At 69.8% G+C, this 26,424-nt stretch carries 21 protein-coding genes; 13 read left to right on the forward strand and 8 right to left on the reverse strand.

Going from position 1 to position 26,424, the window contains the following annotated elements:
- Nucleotides 1–422: 422 nt before the first annotated feature.
- The 3 genes from Tharo_RS00090 to Tharo_RS00100 all read left to right on the forward strand — a co-directional run bounded on the left by Tharo_RS00090 (nucleotide 423) and on the right by Tharo_RS00100 (nucleotide 3,654).
- Complete coding sequence (locus Tharo_RS00090; RefSeq protein WP_107219452.1) at nucleotides 423–887, forward strand: hypothetical protein; 465 nt, start codon at nucleotides 423–425, stop codon at nucleotides 885–887.
- 120 nt (nucleotides 888–1,007) lie between these two features.
- Complete coding sequence (locus Tharo_RS00095) at nucleotides 1,008–3,065, forward strand: TonB-dependent receptor domain-containing protein (RefSeq protein ID WP_245880958.1); 2,058 nt, start codon at nucleotides 1,008–1,010, stop codon at nucleotides 3,063–3,065.
- 28 nt (nucleotides 3,066–3,093) lie between these two features.
- Complete coding sequence (locus Tharo_RS00100) at nucleotides 3,094–3,654, forward strand: YgjP-like metallopeptidase domain-containing protein (protein ID WP_107219453.1); 561 nt, start codon at nucleotides 3,094–3,096, stop codon at nucleotides 3,652–3,654.
- 77 nt (nucleotides 3,655–3,731) lie between these two features.
- On the opposite strand, the gene katG is transcribed toward Tharo_RS00100, so the two are convergent.
- The gene (katG, locus tag Tharo_RS00105; RefSeq protein ID WP_107219454.1) at nucleotides 3,732–5,906 is read right to left on the reverse strand and encodes a catalase/peroxidase HPI; all 2,175 of its coding nucleotides are present in this window, start codon (nucleotides 5,904–5,906) and stop codon (nucleotides 3,732–3,734) included.
- A 366-nt stretch (nucleotides 5,907–6,272) separates the two neighbouring features.
- Between katG and gpmI the strand changes: the two genes are divergently transcribed.
- A complete protein-coding gene (gpmI, locus tag Tharo_RS00110; RefSeq protein ID WP_107219455.1) occupies nucleotides 6,273–7,925 on the forward strand; it encodes a 2,3-bisphosphoglycerate-independent phosphoglycerate mutase in 1,653 nt (550 codons plus the stop codon).
- 148 nt (nucleotides 7,926–8,073) lie between these two features.
- Nucleotides 8,074–9,402: a ferredoxin reductase family protein gene (locus Tharo_RS00115; RefSeq protein WP_107219456.1), complete on the forward strand. Its 1,329-nt coding sequence runs from the start codon at nucleotides 8,074–8,076 to the stop codon at nucleotides 9,400–9,402.
- A gap of 24 nt (nucleotides 9,403–9,426) precedes the next feature.
- Here the strand turns inward: Tharo_RS00115 and Tharo_RS00120 are convergent, their stop codons facing one another.
- The 3 genes from Tharo_RS00120 to Tharo_RS00130 form a co-directional block, all read right to left on the reverse strand.
- Nucleotides 9,427–10,431: an MBL fold metallo-hydrolase gene (locus Tharo_RS00120; RefSeq protein WP_107219457.1), complete on the reverse strand. Its 1,005-nt coding sequence runs from the start codon at nucleotides 10,429–10,431 to the stop codon at nucleotides 9,427–9,429.
- A 151-nt stretch (nucleotides 10,432–10,582) separates the two neighbouring features.
- A complete protein-coding gene (locus Tharo_RS00125) occupies nucleotides 10,583–11,761 on the reverse strand; it encodes an MFS transporter (RefSeq protein WP_107219458.1) in 1,179 nt (392 codons plus the stop codon).
- Between the two features lie 10 nt (nucleotides 11,762–11,771).
- Complete coding sequence (locus Tharo_RS00130) at nucleotides 11,772–12,404, reverse strand: LysE family translocator (RefSeq protein WP_107219459.1); 633 nt, start codon at nucleotides 12,402–12,404, stop codon at nucleotides 11,772–11,774.
- Between the two features lie 107 nt (nucleotides 12,405–12,511).
- On the opposite strand from Tharo_RS00130, the gene Tharo_RS00135 reads away from it, so the two are divergent.
- The 5 genes from Tharo_RS00135 to mscK all read left to right on the forward strand — a co-directional run bounded on the left by Tharo_RS00135 (nucleotide 12,512) and on the right by mscK (nucleotide 19,839).
- Complete coding sequence (locus Tharo_RS00135) at nucleotides 12,512–13,528, forward strand: class I SAM-dependent rRNA methyltransferase (protein WP_107219460.1); 1,017 nt, start codon at nucleotides 12,512–12,514, stop codon at nucleotides 13,526–13,528.
- Between the two features lie 106 nt (nucleotides 13,529–13,634).
- Nucleotides 13,635–14,729 (forward strand): FUSC family protein, encoded by a 1,095-nt coding sequence (locus tag Tharo_RS00140; protein WP_107219461.1) that lies wholly within the window; start codon nucleotides 13,635–13,637, stop codon nucleotides 14,727–14,729.
- A gap of 133 nt (nucleotides 14,730–14,862) precedes the next feature.
- Nucleotides 14,863–15,762, forward strand: a complete 900-nt coding sequence (locus Tharo_RS00145) for a radical SAM protein (RefSeq protein WP_107219462.1) — start codon at nucleotides 14,863–14,865, stop codon at nucleotides 15,760–15,762.
- Nucleotides 15,763–15,900: 138 nt separating this feature from the next.
- Entirely contained in the window at nucleotides 15,901–16,293 is a 393-nt protein-coding gene (locus tag Tharo_RS00150) for an MliC family protein (RefSeq protein WP_107219463.1), read from the forward strand.
- Nucleotides 16,294–16,506: 213 nt separating this feature from the next.
- Nucleotides 16,507–19,839 carry a mechanosensitive channel MscK gene (gene mscK, locus Tharo_RS00155; protein WP_107219464.1) on the forward strand — a complete coding sequence of 1,111 codons (3,333 nt, stop codon included), beginning with the start codon at nucleotides 16,507–16,509 and terminating at the stop codon, nucleotides 19,837–19,839.
- Between the two features lie 15 nt (nucleotides 19,840–19,854).
- On the opposite strand, the gene Tharo_RS00160 is transcribed toward mscK, so the two are convergent.
- Together Tharo_RS00160 and Tharo_RS00165 are read right to left on the reverse strand one after the other, a co-directional pair.
- Nucleotides 19,855–20,217: a hypothetical protein gene (locus Tharo_RS00160; protein WP_107219465.1), complete on the reverse strand. Its 363-nt coding sequence runs from the start codon at nucleotides 20,215–20,217 to the stop codon at nucleotides 19,855–19,857.
- A 266-nt stretch (nucleotides 20,218–20,483) separates the two neighbouring features.
- Nucleotides 20,484–21,419: an AEC family transporter gene (locus Tharo_RS00165; protein WP_107219466.1), complete on the reverse strand. Its 936-nt coding sequence runs from the start codon at nucleotides 21,417–21,419 to the stop codon at nucleotides 20,484–20,486.
- A 309-nt stretch (nucleotides 21,420–21,728) separates the two neighbouring features.
- Between Tharo_RS00165 and Tharo_RS00170 the strand changes: the two genes are divergently transcribed.
- Complete coding sequence (locus Tharo_RS00170) at nucleotides 21,729–23,111, forward strand: class II fumarate hydratase (RefSeq protein WP_107219467.1); 1,383 nt, start codon at nucleotides 21,729–21,731, stop codon at nucleotides 23,109–23,111.
- Nucleotides 23,112–23,323: 212 nt separating this feature from the next.
- Entirely contained in the window at nucleotides 23,324–23,542 is a 219-nt protein-coding gene (locus tag Tharo_RS00175) for a glycine zipper 2TM domain-containing protein (protein WP_107219468.1), read from the forward strand.
- Nucleotides 23,543–23,635: 93 nt separating this feature from the next.
- Here Tharo_RS00175 and Tharo_RS00180 read toward each other — a convergent pair whose 3' ends face one another.
- Nucleotides 23,636–23,866: a DUF2798 domain-containing protein gene (locus tag Tharo_RS00180; protein WP_107219469.1), complete on the reverse strand. Its 231-nt coding sequence runs from the start codon at nucleotides 23,864–23,866 to the stop codon at nucleotides 23,636–23,638.
- A 149-nt stretch (nucleotides 23,867–24,015) separates the two neighbouring features.
- The gene (locus Tharo_RS00185; RefSeq protein WP_245880959.1) at nucleotides 24,016–24,594 is read right to left on the reverse strand and encodes a mechanosensitive ion channel family protein; all 579 of its coding nucleotides are present in this window, start codon (nucleotides 24,592–24,594) and stop codon (nucleotides 24,016–24,018) included.
- A gap of 168 nt (nucleotides 24,595–24,762) precedes the next feature.
- Here Tharo_RS00185 and Tharo_RS00190 point away from each other — a divergent pair, with 168 nt between their 5' ends.
- Complete coding sequence (locus Tharo_RS00190) at nucleotides 24,763–26,385, forward strand: peptide chain release factor 3 (protein WP_107219470.1); 1,623 nt, start codon at nucleotides 24,763–24,765, stop codon at nucleotides 26,383–26,385.
- The last annotated feature ends 39 nt before the right edge of the window (nucleotides 26,386–26,424 follow it).

Here is a 26,424-nt window from a genome sequence, read left to right on the forward strand (position 1 = left end):
AAAGCACGGCGGGAGACCCTGTGACCTTGAATGCGAGCTGGGTCGCGAGATCGCGCAGCGGCGACAGGATGCCGCGCGCGCGCAAACCGGCACCCGCGCGCAGCGAAGCGCGGCAAAGGGCGGAGCGGAGGCGAGCGGGCAGGGTCACGCGGTGCTCAATCGGTGGGAAAGGGCGGATTGTAGGCCAGGACGGACAATCTGTCCGCCCCTCCGCCTTGATCGGTGCTCTTGCGCGCCGAGATCGGTATGGACACCGCCCGCTTCGGCAAATCGGGCCGGCGCGGGCACCGGATCCGGACGAAGGCCTGAAGTCCGGGACGGGGCGCCATCGCGGCTCCATGCTCTTCCAGCTCCGTGCTCTTCCGATTCTGCATTATTGCAACTCCGTTGCCTTAAAGCGCTTGTCCGCCTAGAATGCGCCGATGCTCCCCACCGCCCCCGCAGCCCGGCTCCGCGCCGGGCTGCGCGCTTTCCTCCCCGCGCCGCCGTCCTTCCCTCGCCTCGCACGACGCGTGGGCGGCCGCTGCACGGACGCGGTCTGGGCGCTCCTGCTTGCCATCGCGATCGCCCTGCCCAGCCTCCAGGTCGAGCAATTCGCCCACGCCCTGTCCCACCTGGCGGCCCCGGCGCGGCTCGCCGAGGGGCTACCGGGCACCGGGCAGGTCCGGGGCGAGGACAGCGGCGGCGACCTCGCAACGCCCTGTCTGGAATGCCTCGCGCTCGCCGCGCTCGACCTCCCCCTGCACCCACGCGCAGCCGTCCCGGTCGCCGATGGCGGAGCGTCCACCCCGCCCGCCGCAGCGGACGCGGCCCCCTTCGCCAGCCGCAGGCTGAGGCCGCACTGCCGGGCCCCGCCTTCTGCGCCGCTGCGCCAAGCCCTCACCTGAGCGCGCCGGGCCGCCCGCCCGACGCTCATCCCCCTTGCCCGTCCCCTGCCCATCCGTCGCCCCGGCGCGGATCGCGGGCGTGTCTTGCCGCGCCCGCACACAGCACGAAGGAAAACACCGATGTCCCGCCGCTACCCCGTTCCGACCCCGCTCATGCTGGGTCTTGTCCTTGCGTTTGGTCCGTGTCTTGCCCGGGCCGACGACACCGCACTCACTCCCGTCACCGTTTCCGCCAGTGCGCTCACGCTCGGCAGCGCGCAGATGAGCACTCCGGTCAGCGTGCTCGCCGGCGACGAACTTGTCCGCCGCCGCACCGCCACGCTGGGAGAAACGCTGGCCGGCGAACCCGGCATGGCCGCCAGCCATTTCGGCGCCGGCGCCAGCCGGCCGATCATCCGCGGCATGGACGGCCCGCGCGTCAAACTGCTGTCCGACGGCAGCGAGATCATGGACGCCTCCACCATCAGCCCCGACCACGCGGTCGCGCTCGAGCCGATGCTGAGCCGGCAGATCGAAGTGCTGCGCGGCCCCTCCGCGCTGGCCTACGGCGGCGGCGCGCTCGGCGGCGTCGTCAACGTGCTCGACTACCGCATCCCCACGGCGCCGCCCGCGCACGGCGTGGAAGGCAGCGTCGAACTGACCGCCGACCACGCCGCGCGCGGCGCCGCCGGCGCCTTCGAGCTCACCGCCGGCAGCGGCAACTTCGCCGTCCATGCCGAAGGCCTCGCGCGCGACGCACGCGACTACCGTGTCGGCAGCGGGTGGGCCGCGGGCAGCCGGGTGGCAGGCAGTTACAACCAGACCGAAAGCGGCAGTTTCGGTATGTCCTGGGTGGGCGAGCGCGGCTATCTCGGCCTCGCCTTCACCCGCCAGCAGAACGAATACGGCCTCCCCGGCGGCGGCCACGAATATGAAGCCTGCCACCTGCACGGTGGGCACCTGCACTGCGGCGAGGACGGCGATGAGCACGGCGGCGAGCACGATCACGACGCCGCGCTCGCCGGCACACCCTACGTCGACCTCGACAGCGAGCGCTGGGACCTGCGCGGCGAACTGCTCGAACCTTTCGCCGGCTTCAGCCACGCCCGCCTGCGCGCCTCCCACACCGACTACGGCCACGACGAAATCGAGCACGAGGACGGCATCGCCAGCGTCGGCACCCGCTTCCGCAGCAAGGCCGGCGACGCCCGCCTCGAGCTCGAGCACGTCCCGCTCGGCGGCTGGCGCGGCGTGATCGGGCTGCAGACCGGCCGTCGCGACTTCCGCACCGACGGCGACGAAGTCTACGTGCCGCCGACGATCACCGCCAAGCACGCCGCCTTCCTGATCGAGGAATACACCTTCGCCGACTGGCGCTTCGAAGCCGGCCTGCGCCAGGAATGGCAGCGCATCGACGTCGACGGCCCCGAGCACGACCGCAGCCACCGCGGCAGCTCGGTGTCGGTGGGGGCGGTGTGGGATTTCGCCCCGCAGCACAGCCTGAGCACAACGCTGTCGCGCACCCGGCGGCTGCCGAGCGCCGAGGAGTTGTACGCCGACGGCCCGCACACCGCCACCCTCACCTGGGAGCGCGGCAACCCGGACCTGAAGGCCGAAACCGCCCACAACATCGACCTCACCCTGCAGCGCAGGGCGGGCCCCACCACCTTCTCGATCAGCGTCTTCCACAACCGCATCGACGACTACATCCACGCCCGCACCCTCGACGCCGATGAAGACTTCCGCCTCATCGAGTACGCCCAGCGCGACGCCCGCTTCAGCGGGGTCGAAGGCGCCCTCCGCCGCCAGCTCGACGCCATCTTCGGCCTCACCCTGTTCGGCGACTACGTCCGCGCCCGCTTCGACGCCGGCGCAGGCGACCGCGACCTGCCGCGCATCCCGGCGCACCGCGTCGGTCTGCGGCTCGATGCGAAGTGGAATGCCTGGGAGGCCGAGGCGGAGCTGTTGCGCGTCGGCCGGCAGGACGAGGTGGCGGAGTTCGAGACGAGCACCCCGGGCTACAACATGCTCAACCTCGACCTGAGCTACCGCGGCCGTCACCACGGCATTCCGTGGCAGATCTATCTGAAGGGCAGCAACCTGACCGATGAACTGGCCTACGCCCACAGCTCCTTCATCAAGCGCGCCGCCCCGCTCGCAGGGCGCAACCTCAGCGTCGGTATCAGAGTATCGTTCTGAATCCGTCCCCCGCCACCCGATGCGCGAAATGATCACCGCCCGCACCAAAACCGCCCCCCTGCCTGCCGCCGCGGAGCGGCGCAGCTCCGGCTATCTGGCCGGCTACCCGCCCGCGCTGGTGCATCAGGTGGAGGCTGCGATCGCGCAGGGCAGCCTCGCCGACGCCCTGCGCCGGCGCTATCCGCAGGCGCACGACGTGCGTTCCGACCGTGCGCTCCACGACTACGTCCAGGCGCTCAAGGCCGCCCACCTGCGCAGCGCGCCGCCGCTCGCCAAGGTGCGCTTCGACAACACCCTGCACGTGATCCGCAACGCGCTCGGCACCCACACTGCAGTCTCGCGCGTGCAGGGGGCGCGGCTCCAGGCCAAGCGCGAGATCCGCATCGCCACGCTGTTCCGCGCGGCGCCGGAAGCCTTCCTGCGCATGATCGTCGTGCACGAGCTCGCCCACCTGCGCGTGCGCGATCACGACAAGGCCTTCTACCAGCTCTGCCTGCACATGGCGCCGGACTACCACCAGTACGAGTTCGACCTGCGCGCCTACCTCGCCTACCGCGAGGCGGGTGGCGAGGCGCTGTGGGGAACGTAGGGAAAGGAACCCAAAGAAACCGCCCACGCCGCGCGGCGCACGGCGTGGGCGGAAGGGCGGTGTGAGCGCGGCCCGGATCAGCGCAGATCGAAGCGGTCGGCGTTCATGACCTTGGTCCACGCGGCGACGAAGTCGCGCACGAACTTCTCCTGGTTGTCGTCCTGGGCATAGACCTCGGCGTAGGCGCGCAGGATCGAGTTGGAGCCGAACACCAGATCGACGCGGGTCGCGGTCCACTTCTTCGCCCCGCTCTTGCGCTCGACGATGTCGTAGCTGTTGCGCCCGGTGGGCTTCCAGCTATAGGCCATGTCGGTCAGGTTGACGAAGAAGTCGTTGCTCAACACGCCGACGCGCTCGGTGAACACGCCATGCCGGCTGCCACCGTGGTTGGTGCCGAGCACGCGCAGGCCGCCGACCAGCACGGTCATCTCGGGCGCGGTGAGGCCGAGCAGCTGGGCACGGTCGAGCAGCATCTCCTCGGGCTGGACGGCGTAGTCCTTCTTCTGCCAGTTGCGGAAGCCGTCATGCACCGGCTCCAGCACCGCGAAGGAGTCGACGTCGGTCTGGTCCTGGCTGGCGTCGCCGCGGCCCGGCGCAAAGGGCACCTCGGCAGCGAAGCCCGCGGCCCCGATCGCCTGCTCGAGACCGAGGTTGCCGCCGAGCACGATCACGTCGGCGACGCTGGCGCCGGTCTCGGCGGCGATCTTCTGGTAGACCGCGAGCACCTTCGCCAGCCGCGCGGGCTCGTTGCCTTCCCAGTCCTTCTGCGGGGCCAGCCGGATGCGCGCGCCGTTGGCGCCGCCGCGGTAGTCCGAGCCGCGGAAGGTGCGGGCGCTGTCCCACGCGGTGGCGACCAGCTCGCCCACCGACAGGCCGGCGGCGGCGATCTTCGCCTTCACTGCGGCGACGTCGTAGTCGGTCCGGCCGGCAGGCACCGGGTCCTGCCAGATCAGATCTTCGGCGGGCACGTCGGGGCCGAGGTAGCGCGCCTTCGGGCCCATGTCGCGGTGGGTGAGCTTGAACCAGGCGCGGGCGAAGGCGTCTTCGAACGCAGCCTGGTCGTTGCGGAAGCGCTCGGCGATCTTGCGATAGGCGGGGTCGAAGCGCAACGCCATGTCGGCGTCGGTCATCATCGGCTTCTTGCGGATCGACGGGTCTTCCACGTCGACCGGCATGTCCGCCTCCTCGATGTGCACCGGCTCCCACTGCCAGGCCCCGGCAGGCGACTTCTGCAGCCACCAGTCGTGCTTGAACAGCATGTCGAAGTAGCCGTTGTCCCACTTCGTCGGCTGCGTGGTCCACGCCCCCTCGATGCCGCTGGTCACGGTGTCGCGACCGATGCCGCGGGTACGGTGGTTGATCCAGCCCAGGCCCTGTTCCTCCACATCGGCCCCTTCCGGCGCCGGGCCGAGGTTGGCCGCGCTGCCATTGCCGTGGGCCTTGCCCACGGTGTGGCCGCCGGCGGTGAGCGCCACCGTTTCCTCGTCGTTCATCGCCATCCGGGCGAAGGTCACGCGCATGTCGCGCGCGGTCTTGAGCGGGTCGGGCTGGCCGTCGACGCCTTCCGGGTTCACGTAGATCAGGCCCATCATCACCGCGGCGAGCGGGTTTTCGAGATCGCGCTCGCCGGAGTAGCGCGAGCCTTCGCTGCCGCTGGGGGCGAGCCATTCGCGCTCCGAGCCCCAGTAGATGTCCTTCTCCGGATGCCAGATGTCCTCGCGGCCGAACGCGAAGCCGAAGGTCTTGAAGCCCATCGACTCGTAGGCCATGTTGCCGGCGAGGATGATGAGGTCGGCCCAGCTCAGCTTGTTGCCGTACTTCTTCTTGATCGGCCACAACAGGCGGCGCGCCTTGTCGAGGTTGCCGTTGTCGGGCCAGGAATTGAGCGGGGCGAAGCGCTGGTTGCCGGTGTTGGCTCCGCCACGGCCGTCGGCGACGCGGTAGGTGCCCGCCGCGTGCCAGGCCATGCGGATCATCAGGCCGCCGTAGTGGCCCCAATCCGCCGGCCACCAGTCCTGGCTGTCGGTCATCAGCGCCTTCAGGTCGTTCTTGAGCGCCTCGACGTCGAGCTTCTTCAGCTCTTCGCGGTAATCGAAGCCAGCGCCCAGCGGGTTGGTCTTGCGGTCGTGCTGGTGGAGGATGTCAAGGTTCAGCGCCTTCGGCCACCACGCCATCACCGAATTCGCCGCGGCGGTGTTGCCGCCGTGCATCACCGGGCACTTGCCGGCGGTGTTCGTGCTGTTCTCGCTCATGTGGTTCTCCTTCTCTGGCTGCGTTGGACGGTGATCGAAAATGACGAATCCGTTGCGCGAGGAAACCCCCGCCAGGGGCGACCGCCACCACGTCAACCGGGCGATCCGCCTGCAGGATCAGGGTAGCAAAGATCACACAACATTGAAGCAATCGGCATGATCGCGCGGGGCTATGCGCCCTCTCCGCCGTCTGCCCGTCTTTCCGCCGCAGGATGCGCGGGCGCAGGCGGGGCACGGATACATTCCATTACCCGGATAAAAACGATGCATGAAATTCCATCGCCGATTTGAAGGAAAATACCGCCCTCGCCGGTTCTGCAGCCTGCCTGCCGGACCGGCCCCGGATTTCTCCTTCAGGAAGCGACCATGCTGCAGAAATTCCCCGCCTTCACGGGCGTCAACGGCCCCGTCGTCGTCATCGTGCTGGACGGCTACGGCATTCCGAAGCACCACGTCGGCAGCGCGATCGACGCCGCGCGCAAGCCCACCCTCGAGCGCCTGTTCGCCGAATGTCCCAACATCACCCTGCGCGCCCACGGCACCGCGGTGGGGATGCCCTCGGACGACGACATGGGCAACTCGGAAGTCGGCCACAACGCGCTCGGCGCCGGCCAGGTCTATGCGCAGGGCGCGGCGCTGGTCGCCAACGCGATCGCCGAGGGCGCGATCTGGCAGGGCGAGGCGTGGCAGCAGATCGTCGCCGGCGCCAAGGCCGGCGCGAACGGCAAAGCAGGCACGCTCCACTTCATCGGCCTGTTCTCCGACGGCAACGTGCACAGCCACATCGACCACCTCAAGGCGATGGTGCTGCGCGCAAAGGAAGAAGGCGTGGCCACCGTGCGCATCCACGCCCTCCTCGACGGCCGCGACGTGCCCGAGACCAGCGCGCTCGACTACGTGCTGCCCTTCGAGGCCTTCCTGAAGGAGGTCAGCGGCGCCGGCTTCGACGCCCGCATCGCCTCCGGCGGCGGGCGCCAGACCATCACCATGGACCGCTACGAGGCCAACTGGGCGATGGTCGCGCGCGGCTGGCGCACCCACGTGCTCGGCGAAGGCCCGCAATTCGCCAGCGCCGGCGATGCGGTGCACGGCCTGCGCGCGCAGCACCCCGGCACCATCGACCAGGACCTGCCCGAGTTCGTCATTGCCGACGAGGGCAAGCCGGTCGGCACCATCGAGGACGGCGACGCGGTGGTGTTCTACAACTTCCGCGGCGACCGCGCGATCGAGATCACCCGCGCCTTCGTCGAAGCGGATTTCACCGCGTTCGACCGCGTCCGCACCCCTAAGGTCACCTACGCCGGCATGCTCCAGTACGACGGCGACCTGCAGTTGCCGAAGCGTTTCCTGGTCGCCCCGCCGGCGATCACCGACACCTCCGCCGAGTGGTTCAGCAAGTCGGGGCTGGCCCAGTTCGCCTGCTCCGAGACGCAGAAGTTCGGCCACGTCACCTACTTCTGGAACGGCAACCGCTCGAACAAGTTCGAGGGCGAGACCTGGCAGGAAGTCCCCAGCGACGTCGTGCCTTTCGAGCAGCGGCCGTGGATGAAGGCGGCCGAGATCACCGACGCCATGATCGCCGCGCTGCGCTCCGGCCAGTACCGGGTGCTGCGCTGCAACTACGCCAACGGCGACATGGTCGGCCATACCGGCCACTTCCGCGCCGCGACGATGGCGATCGAGGCGGTGGACCTGGCGCTGGCGCGCCTGTTGCCAGCGATCGACGCCGCCGGCGGGGTGGCGCTGATCACCGCCGACCACGGCAACGCCGACGAGATGTTCGAGCTCGACAAGAAAACGAAGCAGCCGGCGCTCAACCCCGACGGCTCGCCCAAGGCGAAGACCGCGCACACCCTCAACCCGGTGCCGCTGATCCTCTACGACAAGGTCAGCGGCGGCCGGCTCGGCCTGCAACCGACCGAGCACGCCGGCCTATCGAACATCGCCGCCACGGTGGCGAACCTGCTCGGCTTCGACAAGCACCCGAAGTGGGACGACAGCCTGCTCACGCTCAAGTAAGGCAGGCCCTCACCCGGCGGACGGCGCCCGGGCGCCGATCCGCTGGCGCCGCTGTACACGCCGGTACAAGCCCGATCCATGCCGTGGTGCACACTCTTCCTCGCCGGGCCCTCACTTTCCGGGACCGGAGCCCTCGCAGGAAGCCCCCATGAACAAGATCAAGCTCGCATTCGTCCTCGTTTCCGCCACCCTCACCCTCCTGTGGTGGCTGGCCGACCCGCTGCTGCTGCAGGGCAGCCGTTTCTTCGCCGTGCGCGGCATCCTGGTCGATTACACCGGGGTGCTGGCGATGGGCATGATGAGCGTCGCCATGCTGCTCGCCCTGCGCCCGGTGGCGCTCGAGCCGCTGCTCGGCGGCATGGACAAGGCTTACCGCCTGCACAAGTGGCTGGGCATCGGCGGGCTGACGCTCGGCACCGTCCACTGGCTGTGGGCCAAAGGCCCGAAGTGGGCGGTGGGCTGGGGCTGGCTGGAAAAACCCGCCCGCGGCCCGCGCCCCGAGCAGACGGTGGAGCTGTTCCGCTTCTTCCAGGAACAGCGCGGCCTCGCCGAGGCGATCGGCGAATGGGCGTTCTACGCCTTCGCCGTCCTGGCCGCGATCGCGCTGATCAAGCGCTTCCCCTACCGCCGCTTCCTCCAGACCCACCGTGTGATGGCGGCGGTCTACCTGGCCCTGGTCGCCCATGGCGTGATCCTGCTGCCCTTCGCCTACTGGCCGACCCCGCTCGGCGTCCTGCTGGGCGCGCTGATGGCCGCCGGCAGCGTCGCCGCAGCGATGTCGCTCGCCGGGCGCATCGGGCGCAAGCGGCGCGCCGAGGGCGAGATCGAAACCCTGGTCCACCACCGCGCCAATCACGTCCTCGAAGTCGGCCTGCGCCTGAACACGCCGTGGCGCGGCCACCAGGCCGGGCAGTTCGCCTTCGTCACCTTCGATCCGCAGGAAGGGCCGCACCCCTTCACCATCTCCTCGGCGTGGACCGGCGACGGGCGGATGCGCTTCATGATCAAGGCGCTCGGCGACTACACCCGCAGCCTGCCGGCAACACTGAAGAGCGGCGATCCGGTACGCGTCGAAGGCCCGTACGGCCGCTTCGATTTCGGCGGCGCACAGCCGCGCCAGATCTGGGTCGCCGGCGGCATCGGCATCACCCCCTTCGTCGCCCGCCTGCAGACGCTCGCCAGCGAAGCCGGCACCACGCCGGTGGATCTGTTCTACAGCACGAGCGCGCCGGACGAAGGCTTCATCGCCCGTCTGCGCGAGCTCGCGGCCCGCGCGAAGGTGCGCCTGCACGTCCTCGTCGCCGCCCGCGACGGCCGCCTCGATGCCGACGCGATCTGCCGCGAGGTGCCGGACTGGCAGGCCGCCGGAGTGTGGTTCTGCGGCCCCGCGGGCTTCGGCCGGGCGCTGCGCACCGCCTTCGCCGGCCGCGGCCTCGGCCCCGAACGTTTCCACCAGGAACTGTTCGAAATGCGCTGAGCGCGCATGCCCCGGCTCTCCTGCCTACTTGCCCTGCTGCGCTCCGCCTTCCCGGAGCGGGCCGTACTCCACCGGCACCCAGGCGTAGCCCGTCGCCTCCGGGCGCACGCGGCCCAGCCCGGGAAAGGGCAGGTGCGCGCCGGCGACCCACCAACCCTCGTCCGCCGCCCGGGCAAGAACCGCCTGGCGGGAGCGGACCGCCTGCGCCGGGTCCACGTCGAATTCGATCGACACGACGGGGCGGGCGAACTGGACCCCATGGGCGTGGATGATGTCGCCCCAGATCAGCAGGCGCTCGGCCCCCGACTGCAGCAGGTACGACGCATGCCCCGGCGTGTGCCCCGGCGTGGGGACGACCCCGATGCCGCCCGGCAGGGTCTCGCCTTTGGCGAAAGTCCGGAACCGGCCTTGTGCCGCATACGGCGCGAGCGCGGCCTGCGCCATGCCGAAGAACGCCCGGCGTGCTTCGGGCGCCGCTGCGGCGGCGCCGGGATCGAGCCAGTAGTCCGCGTCCTCTTTCGCCCCCCACACCGTCGCGCGCGGAAACACGGCCTGGCCTTCGGCCGAAACCAGGCCGCAGAGATGGTCGGGGTGCATGTGGGTCAGCAGCACCGTATCGACCTCCTCGGGACGGTAGCCTGCGGCCCGCAGGTTATCGACGAGATGGCCCATGGTCGGGCCGAAACAGCGCGCCGCACCGGCGTCCACCAGGATCAGGTTGTTCCCGCCATGCACCAGGTAGCCATTGACCGCGGTCTGCACGCCGTCATCGCCGGCCTGGAAAGTCCGCGCGAGCAGGGTCTGGATTTCCTTCGCCTCGAGCCCTTGCAGCAGTTGCGGCGCGAGCTTGACGTAGCCGTCATAAAGGGCGGTGACCGTGTGTGCGCCGACGGCCTGGTGGAAGAATCCGGGCACCTGGACGGTGGGGGACGGCGGCACGCCTTGGGCACCGGCAGCGGAAGCCGCCAGTCCGAACGCGGCGAGCGCCAGCAGGCGGCGGACCGAAGTGAAACGGGAATGAGCGTGCATCGCAGGATCTCCAACGAAACGAGGGAAAACGGACCTCCGGCCCGGCCCGCATCATAGCCCCGGATCGGCAACGCCGCCCGGCGTCAGCGCCCGGGCGCGGTGCCGGCTCAGCGCCGCGCGCGGCACCGGGGCGGGTGGCGCGCGCATCCGCTCACGCCGCCGGGCGTTCCTGCCGGCGCCGGCGCACGCCGAGCCAGAGCAGGGCGAGGCCGGTGAGCAGGACCGGCACCAGCGAGCCGAGGTTGAGCAGCGTCCACCCCTGGGTCGTCACCAGCGCGCCGGAAGCGAACGAGGTCAGCGCCATCGTCGCGAACACGGCGAAGTTGATCGCGGCCTGGGCCTTGTCCTTTTCTTCCGGCCGGTAGGCCTGCATCGCCAGCGTCGTGCTGCCGGTGAACAGGAAGTTCCAGCCCACCCCGAGGAGGAACAGCCCGACCAGGAAGTGGTGCAGGTCCTGCCCGGAGAGCGCGACCGCGATGCATGCCGCATTGAGCACGACGCCCGCCCCCATGATCCTCAGGACCCCGAAGCGCTTGATCAGGTGGCCGGTGAAGAAGCCCGGCGCGAACATGCCGATGACGTGCCATTCGAGGACCAGCGCGGCATCGGCGAAGGGCATCCCGCACACATCCATCGCCAGCGGCGTCGCCGCCATCAGCAGGTTCATGACGCCGCAGCCGAGCGCCGCCCCGGCGGTGGCGACGATGAACTCGGGCTGGCGCGCGATCGCCCCCAGCGTGCGCCCGGACGCCGCGCTGCCGATCCGGACCGGTTCGGGCGGGAAGCGGATCGCGGCCATCACCGCCATCGACACCAGCGCCACCGCGGCGAGCGCGAGATAGGAGCCGAGGAAGGGCATTCCCAGCGTGTCGCGGGTGTGGTTGGCGAGGTTGGGGCCGACCACCGCCCCGATCAGGCCGCCCGCCAGCACCAGCGAGACCGCTTTTTCGCGAAACACGGGCGGCGCCAGCTCGCCCGCGGCAAAGCGGTAGAGCTGGCCGTTGGCGCTGTAATAGCCGGCGACCACCGTGCCCGCGACGAGCAGCCAGAAGCTCCCGACCGAGAGCGCGAACGCGCACAACAGCACGCTCAGGAAGGCCACCAGCAGGCCGAGCTGGAACGAGACCTTGCGCCCCCAGCGCTGCTGGCTGCGCGCCACCAGTCCGGTCGACAGCGCGCCGCCGACGACGTAGCCCATCACCGGCAGCGTCGCCATCCACGGAACGGACGCCAGGCGCAGCCCGACCAGCCCGTTGATGGCGATGAAAACCACGTTGTTGGTCAGGAACAGGCCCTGTGCGATCGCCAGCAGCCAGAGATTCTTTTTCACCCGGTCGTCCTCACAGCGAGTGCGCCGAGGACGCCAGCTTCAGCCCCAGCGCCGTCACCACGCCACCGGCGGCGCGGTCGATCCACGCCTTGAAGCGCAGGTAGGTGCGGCGCGGCTGTGCGGCCGAAAGCATCAGCGCGACCAGGGCATACCAGGCCGTCTCGATGACGAACACCAGGGCGGTGATTGCAATGCCGACCGCAAGCGCGGCGCCATCCGGCAGGAAGGCGGCGAAAACGCTCGCGTATACGATCGCAGCCTTGGGGTTGCTGAGCTGGGTGCCCAGCCCCAGGAGCAGCGATCGGAGCGGACCGCCGCCGCCGTCCCCGGGTGCCGCCTGCACCGCCAGGGGCTGCTTCGCCCCGCGCCAGATCATCACCCCGAGATAGAGCAGGTAGATTCCGCCGGCGATCTTGAAGGCGACGTACAGGGCGGGAACGGAAACCAGCACCGCCTGCAGCCCGACCAGGGCCGCGACCGCGAACACGACGCCGCCGAGGCCCATCCCGACCGCCGCGGTGAGTCCGTTCACGCGGCCGGCGCACACCGCGGTGCGCGCGACCATGACGAAGCTGGGCCCGGGACTGACCGTGCCGACGATGAGGACGCCGACGATCCCTGCAAGGGAGAATATTTCATTCATGATTTTTTCCTGCGAAAGGCGGAGGATACCGCAGCACACCCGTTCGGGCAGCGGCGCGCACGCCCTCGCACTCGGGCATACTGGCGCGCCCAGCGCCGGAGTGCCCCATGTCCTCGTCCCTCACCGACCTGCTCGCCGCCGCCCTCGCCGCCCGCGCGCCCCTGATCGAACGGCTCGCCGCCGAGCAGACCGACGCCTACCGCCTGTTCCACGGCACCGCCGAAGGCGCCCCCGGCCTCACCGTCGACCGCTACGGCGCCACCCTGCTGGTCCAGACCTTCCACCGCCCGCTCGAGCCCGGGCACCTCGCCGAATTGCAGGCGTTCTACGCCGCCGCGCTGCCCGGCCTGGCGCTGGTCTGGAACGACCGCAGCGGCCGGCACTCGCGCATCGCCAATGCGCTCCCGCCCGAACACCAGGCGCGGGCCGAAGAGCCCGGCGAATTCAGCGAACTCGGCGTGCGCTACCGCTTCCAGGCGCGCCACGGCGGGCAGGACCCGTGGCTGTTCCTCGACCTGCGCGCGGCGCGCCGACGGGTGATGGCGGAAGCGGCGGGGAAGTCGCTGCTCAACGTCTTCGCCTACACCTGCGGCGTCGGCGTCGCCGCGGCGAAGGCGGGCGCGCGCCACGTCGTCAATGTCGACTTCGCCGAATCCAGCCTCGCCGTCGGCAAGGACAACGCCCGCCTCAACGCGCTGCCGATCCGTCTGCGCTTCATCAAATCCGACGCCTTCGCCGCCCTGCGCCAGTACGCCGGCCTCGGCCAGCCGAAGATGGTGCGCGGCAAGCACCTGCCGCCGTTTCCCGTGCTCGAGCCGCACCGCTTCGAGCTCGTCTTCCTCGATCCGCCACGCTACGCCAAAAGCCCGTTCGGCGTGGTCGACCTGATCAAGGACTACGCCGCCCTGTTCAAGCCCGCCCTGCTTGCCACCGCCGAAGGCGGCACCCTGATCTGCTGCAACAACGTCGCCCAGGTGCGCCGCGACGACTGGCTCGAGCAGCTCGAACGCAGCGCGCGCAAGGCCGGACGGGTGCTGCGCGAAGCGCAGTGGATCGCCCCCGAAGCGGACTTTCCCAGCATCGACGGCAATCCGCCGCTGAAAGTGCTGCTGCTGCGGGTGTGAGCGGCCGCGCCACCCTGGCCGCGGCGCCGCGCTGCGGCGATAATCGCACGCTGCGCAAGCGGATCAGGAATGCCGACCCCAACATGCCGACTCATCAGCACTAGCCATGACCCAGGCCCACCGCTGGCACCGCCTGAAGCGCCTGCTGCAGCGCGAACTGCAGCAGCTGACGGCGATCAACCCGAGCGACCGCCTCTGGCAGATGCCGGTCGCGGCGGCGCTCGCCGCCGGCCTGCCGCTGCTCATCGGGGTGTATTTCGGGCGCATGGATTACGGCCTGATCTCGATGCTGGGCGGGCTCGTGTTCCTGTATCTGCCCAACACCCCGCTGTCGCACCGCATGGTGTGGCTGATGGCCTGCAGCTTCGGCATGGCGGCCTGCTTCACGCTGGGGGTGATGAGCCACTTCTTTCCGCTGCTGATGACCTGGGTGCTGATCTTCATCGCCATCCTGGCCACCATGGTGTGCCGCTACTACGGCCTCGGACCGCCGGGCAGCCTGTTCTTCATCATGGCCGCGGCGATCGGCGCCTTCTCGCCGGGCGAAGTGCTGGAGGTGCCGCTCAAGGTCGGCCTGCTGACCATGGGCGCGCTCCTCGCGGTGCTGATCGCCTTCTTCTACAGCCTCTACAGCCTGCGCCTGCGGGCGGCGGAAGGCGTGCCCCCGCGCCCGCCGCCGAGTTTCGATTTCGTCGTCTTCGACGCCGTCGTGATCGGCGCCTTCGTCGGCATCTCGCTCGCGCTGGCCCAGGCGCTGCAGCTCGAACGCCCCTACTGGGTGCCGGTGAGCTGCCTGGCGGTGATCCAGGGCGTGTCCCTGCGCGCAGTGTGGGACAAGCAGCTGCACCGCGTGCTCGGCACCGCGATCGGCCTGCTCCTGGCCTGGGGCCTGCTGCTGCTGCCGCTGGGGCCGTGGAGCATCGCCCTGCTGATGGTCGTGCTCGTCTTCATCATCGAGACCACCGTGGTCCGCCACTATGGTTTCGCGGTGATCTTCATCACCCCGCTGACGATCTTCCTTGCCGAAGCGGCCACCCTCGGCGAGGCCTCGCCGCGGGTGCTGATCGAGGCCCGCTTCATCGACACCCTCCTCGGCAGCCTGGTCGGCCTTGCCGGCGGCGCCTGCCTCCACAGCCCGCGCTTCCGGGCCGTTGCCGGCCGCCAGCTGCGGCGCCTGACACCGTCGCGCTTGCGGCGCTGAGGCGCCCGCCGGGGCAACGCTTCCCGCCCGGCGCGGCACCGGTCGCAGGCCGCACTTGGTGCACCGCGCCGCGCCACATCTTGCCGCGGGCACTTTGCGCCTATCATTGCGCACCCGTTCCGAGGAAGGTCTCGTGTCCCCCTGCTCGCCGATCCGCTACGTCGAACCCGTGTTCCGCCCGCCGAGCGAGGCCGATTCGCTGATCCTGCCGCTCACCGACGGCTGCTCGTGGAACCGGTGCAGCTTCTGCGAAATGTACACCGCGCCGCAAAAGCGCTTCCGCGCCCGCGCCGAAGCCGAAGTGGTCGACAGCATTCGCCGCAGCGCCGAACGCTACGGCAACCGCATCCGCCGCGTGTTCCTCGCCGACGGCGACGCCCTGGTCCTGTCCACGCGGCGCCTGCTCACCACTCTCGAGGCGATCCGCACCCATCTGCCGGCGGTGCACCGGGTGTCGACCTACTGCCTCGCACGCAACCTCAGGAACAAGTCCGTCGCCGATTTGCGGGCGCTCGCCGAGGCCGGCCTCAAGCTCGCCTACCTGGGCGCCGAATCGGGCGACGACGAAGTGCTTGCCCGGGTGAACAAGGGCGAAACCTTCGATTCCGCGCGCGCCGCCCTCGACAAGCTCGGCGAAGCCGGCATCGGCCGCTCGGTGATGATCCTCAACGGCCTCGGCGGCGAAGCGCTCAGCGCCCAGCATGCCGAGCACTCCGCCCACCTGGCCAACGCCACCCAGCCCGAATACCTGTCGACACTGGTGCTCACCCTGCACGGCGGCGGCGCCCGCTTCCGCCAGGCCTGGCCGCAATGGCAACCCCTCGCGCAGCACGGCCTGTTCCGCGAGATGGAACGCTTCCTCTCCGCGCTGGAGCTGCGCCGCACCGTGTTCCGTGCCGACCACATCTCCAATGCGCTGGTGCTCAAGGGCACCCTCGGCGCCGACAAGGCGCGCCTGCTGGCCGAAGTCGGCCGCGCCCTCGAACACCCCGAGGCGGCGCCCCTGCGCCCGTCCTGGACACGCAGCCTGTAGCGCCCGCCACCGATCGAGGCCCGCCCCCTTACCCTTGGCCCAGCCCCTGGACTAATATCGAAGTTCGGTATCGAAGCCCGATCGGGCTGCCGCAACCTGCCCCAGGCCCCGCGCCCGTCCACCGGTGATGACTCGAAAATGACCCGTTTATCGCTGCTCGCGCTCGTCGCCTCCCCGTTCATCCTGTCGGCCTGCGCGACCCCGCCGCAAGCACCCACCGCCCAGGCCCCGGCCGCCGTCAGCGCACACCGCGACGGCCAGCTCGACTTCGATCTCGCCAGCGGCCGCTACGACTGCGAGCACGGGCAGCGCGTCGGCGTACACCGTGAACTCCAGGCCGCCGTCAACCACAGTATCCAGATCGACTGGCAGGGGCGGCGCTACCGGCTCGAACGCGACCCCTCCCACTCCGGTCTGCCGCGTTTCGAAGACCCTTCCAGCGGCCTGGTATGGATCGATCTGCCCTGGAAGAGCGTGCTCCTCGACGGCAGGACCCACAAACCCCTCGCCAGCGAATGCCGCATGGCGTAGCGCCACTCCCGCAGGCGGACGAAGCCTGCGGACGAGTCGCCGAACGCCGGGGCGGACAGGGGCGACGCGGGGGCGGTAGTGAACATTGCTTACGATCCGGTTTCACCGAAGTCCGCGGCCAAGCGGGTAAACTCCGCCCCTCTCTCCGCCTTCCTGCCGCCCCGGCAGCCCGGAGCCCGCTTTCCGCTACCCGCTTTCCGCTGCGGCTCTTCCATGCCCCTGCTCCGCCTCCTCGTCCTCCTGCTGCTTCCCCTGCTGCCGCTGCAGGCCGCTGCCCAAGCGCCCGTGCCGCCCGCCGCCGCGGAGGTGCGTGCCCGCCTCGACACGCTCGCCGAACGCAAGCTCGCCGAAGCCGAGCACCGCAGCGCCCAGCAGGCGCTGGAGCAGGCCCTGGAGCAGCTCACCGCCGCCGCCGACTACCGCCAGCAGCTCGCCGCCCTGAAGGAAAAGCTCGGCAGCGCGCTGCCGCGCACCGCCGACGCCCGGCGCCAGCTCGCCACCCTGCAGGCCGGCAACGGCCACCTCCCTGAATTTGCCGCGGACACCTCGCCCGCACAGCTCGAAGAACGCCTCGCCGAGCGCAATACCGCCCTCGCCGGATGGCAGCGCCGCCTGGACGAAGCCAACACCCTGCTGGTGGACTCGCGCACCGGCCCGGAGCGCGCCCAGACCGAGATCAGCGCCAACCAGGCGCGGATGGCCGCGATCGAGGCCGCGCTCAAGAGCGGCCGCGAACCCGGCCGCGACAGCCGCCCGCTCGGCAATGAGCGGCGCGACGCGCTCGCCGCGGAATGGCACGCGCTCGACGCCCAAACCGCACTGCGCCGGGAGGAACTCGCCGGCAACAGCCTGCTGCAGGATCTCGGCCAGGCCCGGCATGACCTCGCCAGCCTGCAGGTGCAGCGCCTGGGGCAGCAGATCCAGGTGCTGCAGGCGGCGATCAACGCCCGGCGCAGCGCCAATGCGGTGGAAGCGGTGGAAACACTGGAGGCGGCCGCCGGCGAAGGCCGGCACGCCGGCACCGGCGGCCTGCTCGCGCGTGAAGCCGCCGCCAACCAGCAGCTCTCGGACTACCTGCTGCGCACCACCGAGCACCTCAACACCCTGACCCAGCGCAATCTCGCCACCCGCCAGCAGCTCGACAGCCTGAACCGCAACCGCAGCCTGATCGACGAACAGATCGAGGTGCTCCAGGGCAGCCTCCTGCTGTCGCGCATCCTCCTCGAGCAAAAGCGCGCACTGCCACAACCCGCGGTCGATGCCCGGCTCACCGAGCAGATCGCCGACATCCGCCTCTACCAGTTCGAAATCAACAAGCAGCGCGAACAGCTCGCCCAGCCCGCCGCCTACGCCGAGCGCCTGCTCGCCCAAGCGCCCGCCGAAGAGGCCGACAGCGCCCTGCGCGAACCGCTCGGTGCCCTACTCGCGGCGCGCGCGGAGCTGCTCGAACGGCTCAATCGCGAACTCAGCGCCCTGCTCAACGAATCGATCACGCTGCAGCTCAACGAACGCCAGCTCCAGAGCACGACCGACAACCTGCGCACCACCCTCGATGAGCAGATGTTCTGGATTCCGAGCAACCACCCGCTCGACTTCGGCTGGCTGCAGGCCCTGCCTGGCGCGCTCCAGGCCCAGCTCGGCGCGATCCCCTGGCAGTCCGCCAGCACCGAGCTGTGGACCGGGCTGCAGGCGCGCCCCTTCCTGTTCCTGCCGGTGCTGCTGCTGACCCTGATCCTGCTGTGGCGGCGGCGCTGGCTGCGCGCCCGGCTCGACGGCGTGCACGCCGACATCGGCTACGTGCGCCGCGACAGTCAGCTCCACACCCCGCTGGCGATCCTGTACAACGTCCTGCTGGCGCTGCCGGTGAGCCTGCTCCTCGCCCTCACCGGGCTGGCCCTGCAGATGGACGCCCGCGGCCAGAATGCCAGCCTGGGCGCGGCGCTGGTGCAGATGGCCGAAGCCTGGCTGGTGTTCTACACCGCCTACCGCGTACTCGAACCGGGCGGAGTCGCCGAGCGCCATTTCCACGTCGACAGGGCACTGACCCACGAGCTCTACCTGCACATGCGCCGCCTCGGCCTGGTCGTGCTCGCCGTGGTCGCCATCGTCACCATCGCCGAACACCAGCCCGAGGGGCTCGCCGACGACGTTCTCGGCCTGCTCACCCTGCTCGCCGGCTACGCCTCGATGGCCTGGCTGATGGGTCGCCTGCTGGTGCACAAATCGAGCGCCACCCGCCCTTCACCGTTGCGTGCCGCGCTCGCGCTCGCCCTTGCGCTGATGCCGCTGGCCCTGATCGGCGCGCTGCTGACCGGCTACTATTACACCGCGCTGAAGCTCACCGGGCGCCTGATCGACACCCTGTTCGTGCTCATCGCATGGCGCCTGCTCGGCGCGATGTTCCGCCGCGCGCTCGAAGTCGCCGCCCGTCGCCTCGTCTATCAGCGCGCAGTCGAGCGCCGCGAGGCCGCCGAACGCGAAGGCCGGATCGGCGCCGAGGGCGACGACAGCGCCGACAGCCCCAGCCTCGACGTCGACAAGATCAACCAGCAGTCGCTGCGCCTGCTCCGCCTCGGCCTGCTCGGCGGCCTGCTCGGCGCCCTGTACTGGGTGTGGGCCGACCTGATCACCGTGTTCGCCTACCTCGACAACATCGTCCTCTACCAATTCACCGCCGCAGACGGCAGCAGCGGCACCCCGATCAGCCTGCGCGACGTCCTCGGCGCGCTGCTGATCGCCGGCATCGCCTTCATCCTTGCCGCCAACCTGCCCGGCCTGCTCGAAGTGCTGGTGCTGTCGCGCATGAAGCTGGCGCAGGGCAGCGCCTACGCCGCCACCACCTTGCTGTCCTACGTGATCGCCGGCGTCGGCATCGTCGCCACCTTCGGCACCCTGGGCGTGAGCTGGGACAAGCTGCAGTGGCTGGTGGCGGCGCTGTCGGTGGGGCTGGGGTTCGGCCTGCAGGAGATCTTCGCCAACTTCGTCTCCGGCCTGATCATCCTGTTCGAGCGCCCGGTGCGGATCGGCGACGTGGTCACCATCGGCAACGTGTCGGGCACGGTCAGCCGCATCCAGATCCGCGCCACCACGATCACCGACTTCGACCGCAAGGAAATCATCGTCCCCAACAAGGCCTTCATCACCGGGCAGCTGATCAACTGGTCGCTGACCGACACCGTCACCCGGGTCACGGTCAAGGTCGGCGTGGCCTACGGTGCGGACCTCGAACTGACCCGCCGGCTGCTGCTGCAGATCGCCAGGGACAACCCGCGCGTGCTCGACGAGCCCGCGCCGCTGGCGTTCTTCCTCGCTTTCGGCGCCAGCACCCTCGACCATGAACTGCGCATCCACGTGCGCGAACTCGCCGACCGCAACGCCGCGATCGACGAGATCAACCGCGCCATCGACCACCTGTTCCGCGAACACGGCATCGAGATCGCCTTCAACCAGATGGACGTCCACATCCGCAGCGTCGCCGACGGCAGGGAAGCGAAGCTGCAGACGCTGCAAGCGCAGGCGGGCGAGGGCGGCGGCAGCGGGCAATGACGCCGGGAAGGCGGCTCAGGCGTCCGGCCCGGGCGGGCGGGGCGCACTCTCGCCGGTGCGCACTTCGCGGATCACCTCGCCTTCGATGACCAGGCCGCGGCCCTGGGCCCCCGCGGCCTCGCCCCGGGCACCCATCCGGGCCTCGCCCTGGGCGCGCATCGCCTTGCGCAGCGCACGCGTCTTCCACCACAGGTAGCCCCACGCCGCCGCCCCCACCGTCAGCACCACGGCGAACACCACCACCGAGAACATCAGCGCGAGGGCGAACACCGCCACGGTGACAACGGCGGCGACGATCTTCTGCAGCAGCGATGGGGGCACGCCGTCACCGCGCTGGAGCTTGTCGAAAAGGCCGGAAAATCGGGGATCCCTGTCCATGAGTGTGTCCTGAAGAGTGTGCGCCGCCGTGCTGCGCCGCATCGCCGGAGTCAGAGCCCGCGGCGTTCAAAAGATTCCGCCCGCCACGCCGGAGCCGCGGGACGGCTCGCCGGTTTCACGACGCGCAGCGGAAGCGGGCATTTTCGCGCAAATACAATGCGCGCGCCGCTCCCGGTCGAAATCTCGATCACGGCCCCGCGGGACGGCCGCAATCTGCGCGCACCGGAGAGGAATCCGGCGCCGGGCGGCGCCATGCCCCGCGCCGCTCAGGGGCGCAACACGAACAGCAGCGCCGACAGGGTCGCCACCGACAGCACGGTGGACAGGAACACCGCCGAGGCCACCGTGGCCTGGCAGACGTCGTAGCGCTGGGCGAACAGGTAGGGCGTGATTCCCGCCGGCAAGGCCGCCAGCACCACCCCGGTCGCCACCCACAGCCGCGGCACGTCGAACACCTGGGTCGCCAGCAGCCACACCAGCAACGGATGCACCCCCGTCTTCAGCGCCACCAGCAGCGCCGGCTCCTTCAGGTTGCCGCCCAGGCTGTAGCGCGTCAGCGAAGCGCCGAGGGCGAACAGCGCGCACGGCGTGGCGGCGCTGCCCAGACCCTTGGCCACCGCATCCAGCGGTCCGGGAATCTGCAACCCGGCAAGAGCGAACAGCAGGCCGCACGACAGCCCCCAGATGATCGGCGTGGCGAGCACGCTCCTCGCCAGCTTCGCCAGCATCGCCCCGACCGACTCGCGGCCGCCACGGGCGGCTTCGATCAGCGCCGTGGTCGGCGGCAGCATCAGCAGGCTGTGGCAGGCGATCATCACGAACAGGGGCAGCGCGGCGGAGTCGCCGTAGGCGGTCATCACCAGCGGGATGCCGAGCATGCCGGTGTTGGAGAAAGCGCCGCCGAGGCCGAGCACCGCCTGCTCGTCGAGGCGGCGCGCGAACAGCCAGCGGGCGCCGAGCATGGCCAGCGCGAACACCGCGAACGCGCCCAGGTAGTACGACAGCAGATAGCCCCAGGGCATCGCCGCGGGCAGCTCGGCCTGGGCGATCGCGCGGAACAGCATCAGCGGCAGCGCGAAGTTGAACACGAACAGCGACAGTCCGCGGTTGGCGGCCTCGTCGAACACGCCGCAGCGCGCCGCGGCGTAGCCGAGGCCGAGGGTGCCGAAGACCGGCAGGATGATGCCGAAGATGATGTCCACTACGATTTCCTTGCGCGCTCCGGGCGCAAATGATGGTCCCGCCGCAAGGCCGCATCAAGTCGGAAAAGCGCGGATTGCGGGCCGCACCGGTGACACCGCGGCCGCCCCCGGCAGGGCGGCGAAAGAGCGTGGACATGGGTATCGGCGCGCCCGCCTCCGGCACCAGCGACCGCGCGCAGCGGTCCAATTTCCGGTACCTGGCCCGGCGCCGCGGGGAAGTCGCCGGTTTCCCCGGCAGCGCCCGCGGACATCCTTGTCCGGCCATGCCGGTCGTGCACGATGAACCCTCTTCCGCCGCAAGGAGCTTCCATGACCCGCACCGAAACCGACAGCCTCGGCCCCGTCGACGTCCCCGCCGCCGCCTACTGGGGGGCGCAGACCCAGCGCTCGCTGGCCCATTTCGCGATCGGCGAGGAGCGCATGCCACTCGCCCTGATCCACGGCCTGGCCCTGATCAAGAAGGCCGCCGCCCGCCTCCACGCCCGCAGCGGGGCGCTGCCCGCCGAGCTCGCCGCGCTGATCGGGCAGGCCGCCGACGAGATCCTCGCCGGCCGCCACGACGACCAGTTCCCGCTCGCGGTGTGGCAGACCGGCAGCGGCACGCAAACCAACATGAACGTCAACGAAGTCATCGCCGGGCGTGCCAACGAGCTCGCCGGGCAGGGCCGTGGCGGCAAATCCCCGGTGCATCCGAATGATCACGTCAATCGCGGCCAGAGCTCGAACGATTGCTTTCCCACCGCGATGCACATCGCCGCCGCCCGCGCCGTGCACGAAGACCTGCTGCCGGCCGTCACCGAACTGTCGAACGGCCTCGCGCTGCAGGCCGAGCGCCATGCCGGCGTGCTCAAGACCGGGCGCACCCACCTGATGGATGCGACTCCGATCACCTTCGGCCAGGAGCTGTCGGCTTTTGTCGCCCAGCTCAACGCCGCCGCCCACGCGATCCGCGCCACCTTGCCGGCGGTGTGCGAGCTCGCCCAGGGCGGCACCGCGGTCGGCACCGGGCTCAACGCCCCACCCGGTTTCGCCGCCGCGATCGCCGCCGAGCTCGCTGTGCTGACCGGCCTGCCGCTGACGAGCGCGCCGAACAAGTTCGCCGCGCTCGCCGGCCACGAAGCGCTGGTCGCGCTCTCCGGCGCCCTGAAAACGCTCGCGGTGGCGCTGATGAAACTCGCCAACGACCTGCGCCTGCTCGGTTCCGGCCCGCGCGCCGGGCTCGCCGAAGTGAAGCTGCCGGCCAACGAGCCGGGCAGCTCGATCATGCCCGGCAAGGTCAATCCGACCCAGTGCGAAGCGTTGTCGATGCTCGCCTGCCAGGTGCTGGGCAACGACGCCGCGATCGCCTTCGCCGCCAGCCAGGGCCAGCTCCAGCTCAACGTGTTCAAGCCGGTGATCGCGCACAACCTGCTGCAGTCGATCCGCCTGCTCACCGACGGTTGCCGCAGCTTCCAGCGCCACTGCGTGGCCGGCCTCGAGGCGGACGCGGAGCGCATGGCCGAACACCTCGAACGCAGCCTGATGCTGGTCACCGCGCTCAATCCGCACATCGGCTACGACAAGGCGGCGCAGATCGCCAAGAAGGCGTGGGCCGAAGGCACGACGCTGCGCGCCGCGGCGCTCGCGCTCGGCTTCACCACGGCGGAAGAGTTCGACGCCTGGGTGCGCCCCGAGCACATGCTCGGCGGTTGAAAGCTGCATCCGGATGTATCCGCAAGCCGCCCCCCGGGCGGGAGGCCGGCGCCCCGCAGCGCTGCCGTGCTCGCAGGCGGGGCGGCGGGCGGCGCGCAACATTTCGAAACCGCGCCGGAGAATCGTTTGCCGGCCGGCGTACTCATACTTCCGCATGGAGCGGAAAAGCGGCGCACGCCGTGTTCCGCTCGGGCAACGATACGGAGGCTGTCATGAAGACCCGAACCTTGATTCCCGCCGCGCTGATCGTTCTTGCCGCCACCGGCTGCGCCACCTGGGACGGAATGTCCTCGCGTGAAAAAAGCGCTGCGATCGGCGCCGGCGTGGGCGGCGTGGCCGGCGCGGTCGTGACCGACGGCGGCATCCTCGGCACCGTGGGCGGTGCCGCGATCGGCGGCGTCATCGGCGACCAGGTCGGCAAGAGGAAGTAAGCCGACGCCAGGCCGGTCGCAACCCGGTTCCCCTGCGTTTTCTGTTCTCCTCTTTCGGGCACAACGGCCACCCCTGGCCGCTGTGCCCTTTTCTCATTCGGCGTAGAGCCGGGCGAGGATCGCCTTGGTCATCCGCTGCGCCATCGGGATCGCGATGTAGGCCGCCACCGCCGCCATCGGCCAGGCGATGGCGAACGCCTTCAGCCACAATCCGATGAAGTCCGGACGCAGGCCGAGGTTGATCCAGGTGACGAGCGCCGTCATCAGGAAGGCCATGATGCCGGCCATGATCACCGGCTGGATGTGCTGAGGCTTGAGGCGCATTGAAGAGGGCGGGCGGGAAACGGAGAGTTGCGCATTATCGTCGATCGGAGCGATTTCATCCGCGCAGCGCCGACGATTTCATCGATCGGCGCGCACATCGAATCGCCGTCACGGCCAGCACCCGGGCGCACTCGCCCGGGCCACCGCCTTCATTGCCGCGGAGAGGGCTCTTCCCGCCAGCGCCGCAGCACGCGCTGGAAGAACAGGCTGTTCGGCACCTGCAGAACCTGGCCGCCGCCCTCCTCGCGCAGCGTGGTGTAGATCAGGTTGATGTCGACCACCTCGCCCTTGAGCCCGGGCTTCTCGCCGTTCTCCAGCAGCTCGACGTGGTCGTGCAGACGGAAGGGGCGCGCAGTGAAGATCAGCAGCGTGCAGAAAATGTTCGACAGCACGCTCCAGGCGGCGAAGAAAGCCACTGCGGCAACGGCGGCAAAGCCAGTGAAGGCGGTCCACAGCACCGTGCCCGAGACGCCGAAGCGGTCGAGAATCAGCAGGATCGCGCCGGCGTAGATGACGAAGCCGAGGCCACGGCGCGCGCCCATCATCAGTTCGGGCGGCAGGCTGTACACCGCGCCGAGGCGGCGGATCAGGCGCCTCAGCATCACCGCCAGCAGCCAGGCGCCGGACACGATGACGACGATCTGCAGGCCCAGTTCGATGATCTCCAGCCAGGGGACGGCCCAGTCGGGCAGCAGCAGCTTCAGGCTGTCGAGGAAACGGTCGGACACGGCGCGGCGGGCTCCCGGAACGAGGACGGAGACCGCATTGTAGAGGCGGAAGCAGCCTGCCCGCACGCCGGAAAAGCCTGTCGCGCCCGACACTTGGTAGAATCCGCAGGACCGCACCGCGCGTGCATCCGCCGCGCCGCCCCCTTTTACCCAACCTGGTTGTCTCCCTTGTCTTCCACTCCGTTTCCGCCCGAACTCCTGCGCGACGTCGAAAAACGCCGCACTTTCGCCATCATCTCCCACCCCGACGCGGGCAAGACCACGCTCACCGAAAAGCTGCTGCTGTTCGGCGGCGCGATCCAGCTCGCGGGCACGGTGAAGGCGAGGAAGTCGGCGCGCCACGCCACTTCCGACTGGATGGAAGTGGAAAAGCAGCGCGGCATCTCGGTGACCAGCTCGGTGATGCAGTTCGAGTACCAGGGGCATACCATCAACCTCCTCGACACCCCCGGCCACGAGGACTTTTCGGAAGACACCTACCGCGTGCTGACCGCAGTCGACGCCGCGGTGATGGTGATCGACGCCGCCAAGGGGGTGGAAGCGCAGACGATCAAGCTGCTCGAAGTCTGCCGTCTGCGCAACACGCCGATCATCACTTTCGTCAACAAGCTCGACCGCGAAGTGCGCGAGCCCTTCGAGCTCCTCGCCGAGATCGAGGACGTGCTCAAGATCGGCTGCGCCCCGGTGACCTGGCCGCTGGGCATGGGCAAGGCCTTCCGCGGCGTCTATCACCTGCTCCAGCACCAGGTGCTGACCTTCACTCCGGGCGAGGAGCGGCGCAGCGACGCGGAAGTCATCAAGGGCATCGGCAACGCCGTGCTGGATGAGCGCTTCCCGCTCGAAGTCGGCCAGCTGCGCGACGACGTCGAACTGCTCAACGACGCCTCGCCGCCCTTCGACCTCGACGACTTCCTCGCCGGCCGCCAGAGCCCGGTGTTCTTCGGCTCCGGGATCAACAACTTCGGCGTGCAGGAGATCCTGCAGGCGTTGATCGACTGGGCACCGCCGCCGCAGGCGCGGATTGCAGGCACGAACTCGACGGGCACGCGCATGGTGCAACCGGCCGAAGCGGCGTTCACCGGTTTCGTGTTCAAGATCCAGGCCAACATGGACCCCAAGCACCGCGACCGCATCGCCTTCTTCCGCATCTGCTCGGGGCGCTACAGCTCGGGGATGAAGGTGCGCCACGTGCGCGCCGGGCGCGAGATGAAGCTCGCCAACGCGCTCACCTTCATGGCCAACGAGCGCGTGATCATGGAGGACGGCGTCGCCGGCGACATCATCGGCATCCATAACCACGGCCAGCTGCAGATCGGCGACACCCTGACCGAAGGCGAGAACCTCGGCTTCAAGGGCATTCCCTATTTTTCGCCGGAACTGTTCCGCGCCGCCCGGCTGCGCGACCCGCTCAAATCCAAGCAGTTGCAGAAGGGCCTGCAGGAGCTCGGCGAAGAAGGCGCGATCCAGGTCTTCGAGCTCGAAGGCGGCCAGCTGCTGCTCGGCGCGGTCGGCGTGCTGCAGTTCGAGATCGTCGCCCAGCGCCTCAAGGACGAGTACAAGGTCGATGCGATCTTCGAATCCGCCGACATCCACACCGCGCGCTGGCTCACCTTCCCCGACGACGTCACCCGGCGCAACTTCGAGTACGAGCAGGCCCTGCGCCTGGGCAAGGACATCGACGGCAACCCGGTGTACCTCGCCACCAGCCGCTACAACCTGGAAGTGACCGCGGAGAAGTGGCCGAAAGTGCGCTTCCACGCCACGCGCGAGCATGGGCAGGTGCTGGGCTGAACTGCCGCGCCCGGGCGCCCGCAGCAGGGTGCCTGGGCA

Source organism: Thauera aromatica K172, assembly GCF_003030465.1.
Classification (GTDB): domain Bacteria; phylum Pseudomonadota; class Gammaproteobacteria; order Burkholderiales; family Rhodocyclaceae; genus Thauera; species Thauera aromatica.

Coding starts and splice junctions, on each gene's coding strand:
- Tharo_RS00090 (WP_107219452.1), top strand. CDS start 423: ATGCTCCCCACCGCCCCCGCAGCCCGGCTCCGCGCCGGGCTGCGCGCT.
- Tharo_RS00095 (WP_245880958.1), top strand. CDS start 1,008: ATGTCCCGCCGCTACCCCGTTCCGACCCCGCTCATGCTGGGTCTTGTC.
- Tharo_RS00100 (WP_107219453.1), top strand. CDS start 3,094: ATGATCACCGCCCGCACCAAAACCGCCCCCCTGCCTGCCGCCGCGGAG.
- katG (WP_107219454.1), bottom strand. CDS start 5,906: ATGAGCGAGAACAGCACGAACACCGCCGGCAAGTGCCCGGTGATGCAC.
- gpmI (WP_107219455.1), top strand. CDS start 6,273: ATGCTGCAGAAATTCCCCGCCTTCACGGGCGTCAACGGCCCCGTCGTC.
- Tharo_RS00115 (WP_107219456.1), top strand. CDS start 8,074: ATGAACAAGATCAAGCTCGCATTCGTCCTCGTTTCCGCCACCCTCACC.
- Tharo_RS00120 (WP_107219457.1), bottom strand. CDS start 10,431: ATGCACGCTCATTCCCGTTTCACTTCGGTCCGCCGCCTGCTGGCGCTC.
- Tharo_RS00130 (WP_107219459.1), bottom strand. CDS start 12,404: ATGAATGAAATATTCTCCCTTGCAGGGATCGTCGGCGTCCTCATCGTC.
- Tharo_RS00135 (WP_107219460.1), top strand. CDS start 12,512: ATGTCCTCGTCCCTCACCGACCTGCTCGCCGCCGCCCTCGCCGCCCGC.
- Tharo_RS00140 (WP_107219461.1), top strand. CDS start 13,635: ATGACCCAGGCCCACCGCTGGCACCGCCTGAAGCGCCTGCTGCAGCGC.
- Tharo_RS00150 (WP_107219463.1), top strand. CDS start 15,901: ATGACCCGTTTATCGCTGCTCGCGCTCGTCGCCTCCCCGTTCATCCTG.
- mscK (WP_107219464.1), top strand. CDS start 16,507: ATGCCCCTGCTCCGCCTCCTCGTCCTCCTGCTGCTTCCCCTGCTGCCG.
- Tharo_RS00160 (WP_107219465.1), bottom strand. CDS start 20,217: ATGGACAGGGATCCCCGATTTTCCGGCCTTTTCGACAAGCTCCAGCGC.
- Tharo_RS00170 (WP_107219467.1), top strand. CDS start 21,729: ATGACCCGCACCGAAACCGACAGCCTCGGCCCCGTCGACGTCCCCGCC.
- Tharo_RS00175 (WP_107219468.1), top strand. CDS start 23,324: ATGAAGACCCGAACCTTGATTCCCGCCGCGCTGATCGTTCTTGCCGCC.
- Tharo_RS00180 (WP_107219469.1), bottom strand. CDS start 23,866: ATGCGCCTCAAGCCTCAGCACATCCAGCCGGTGATCATGGCCGGCATC.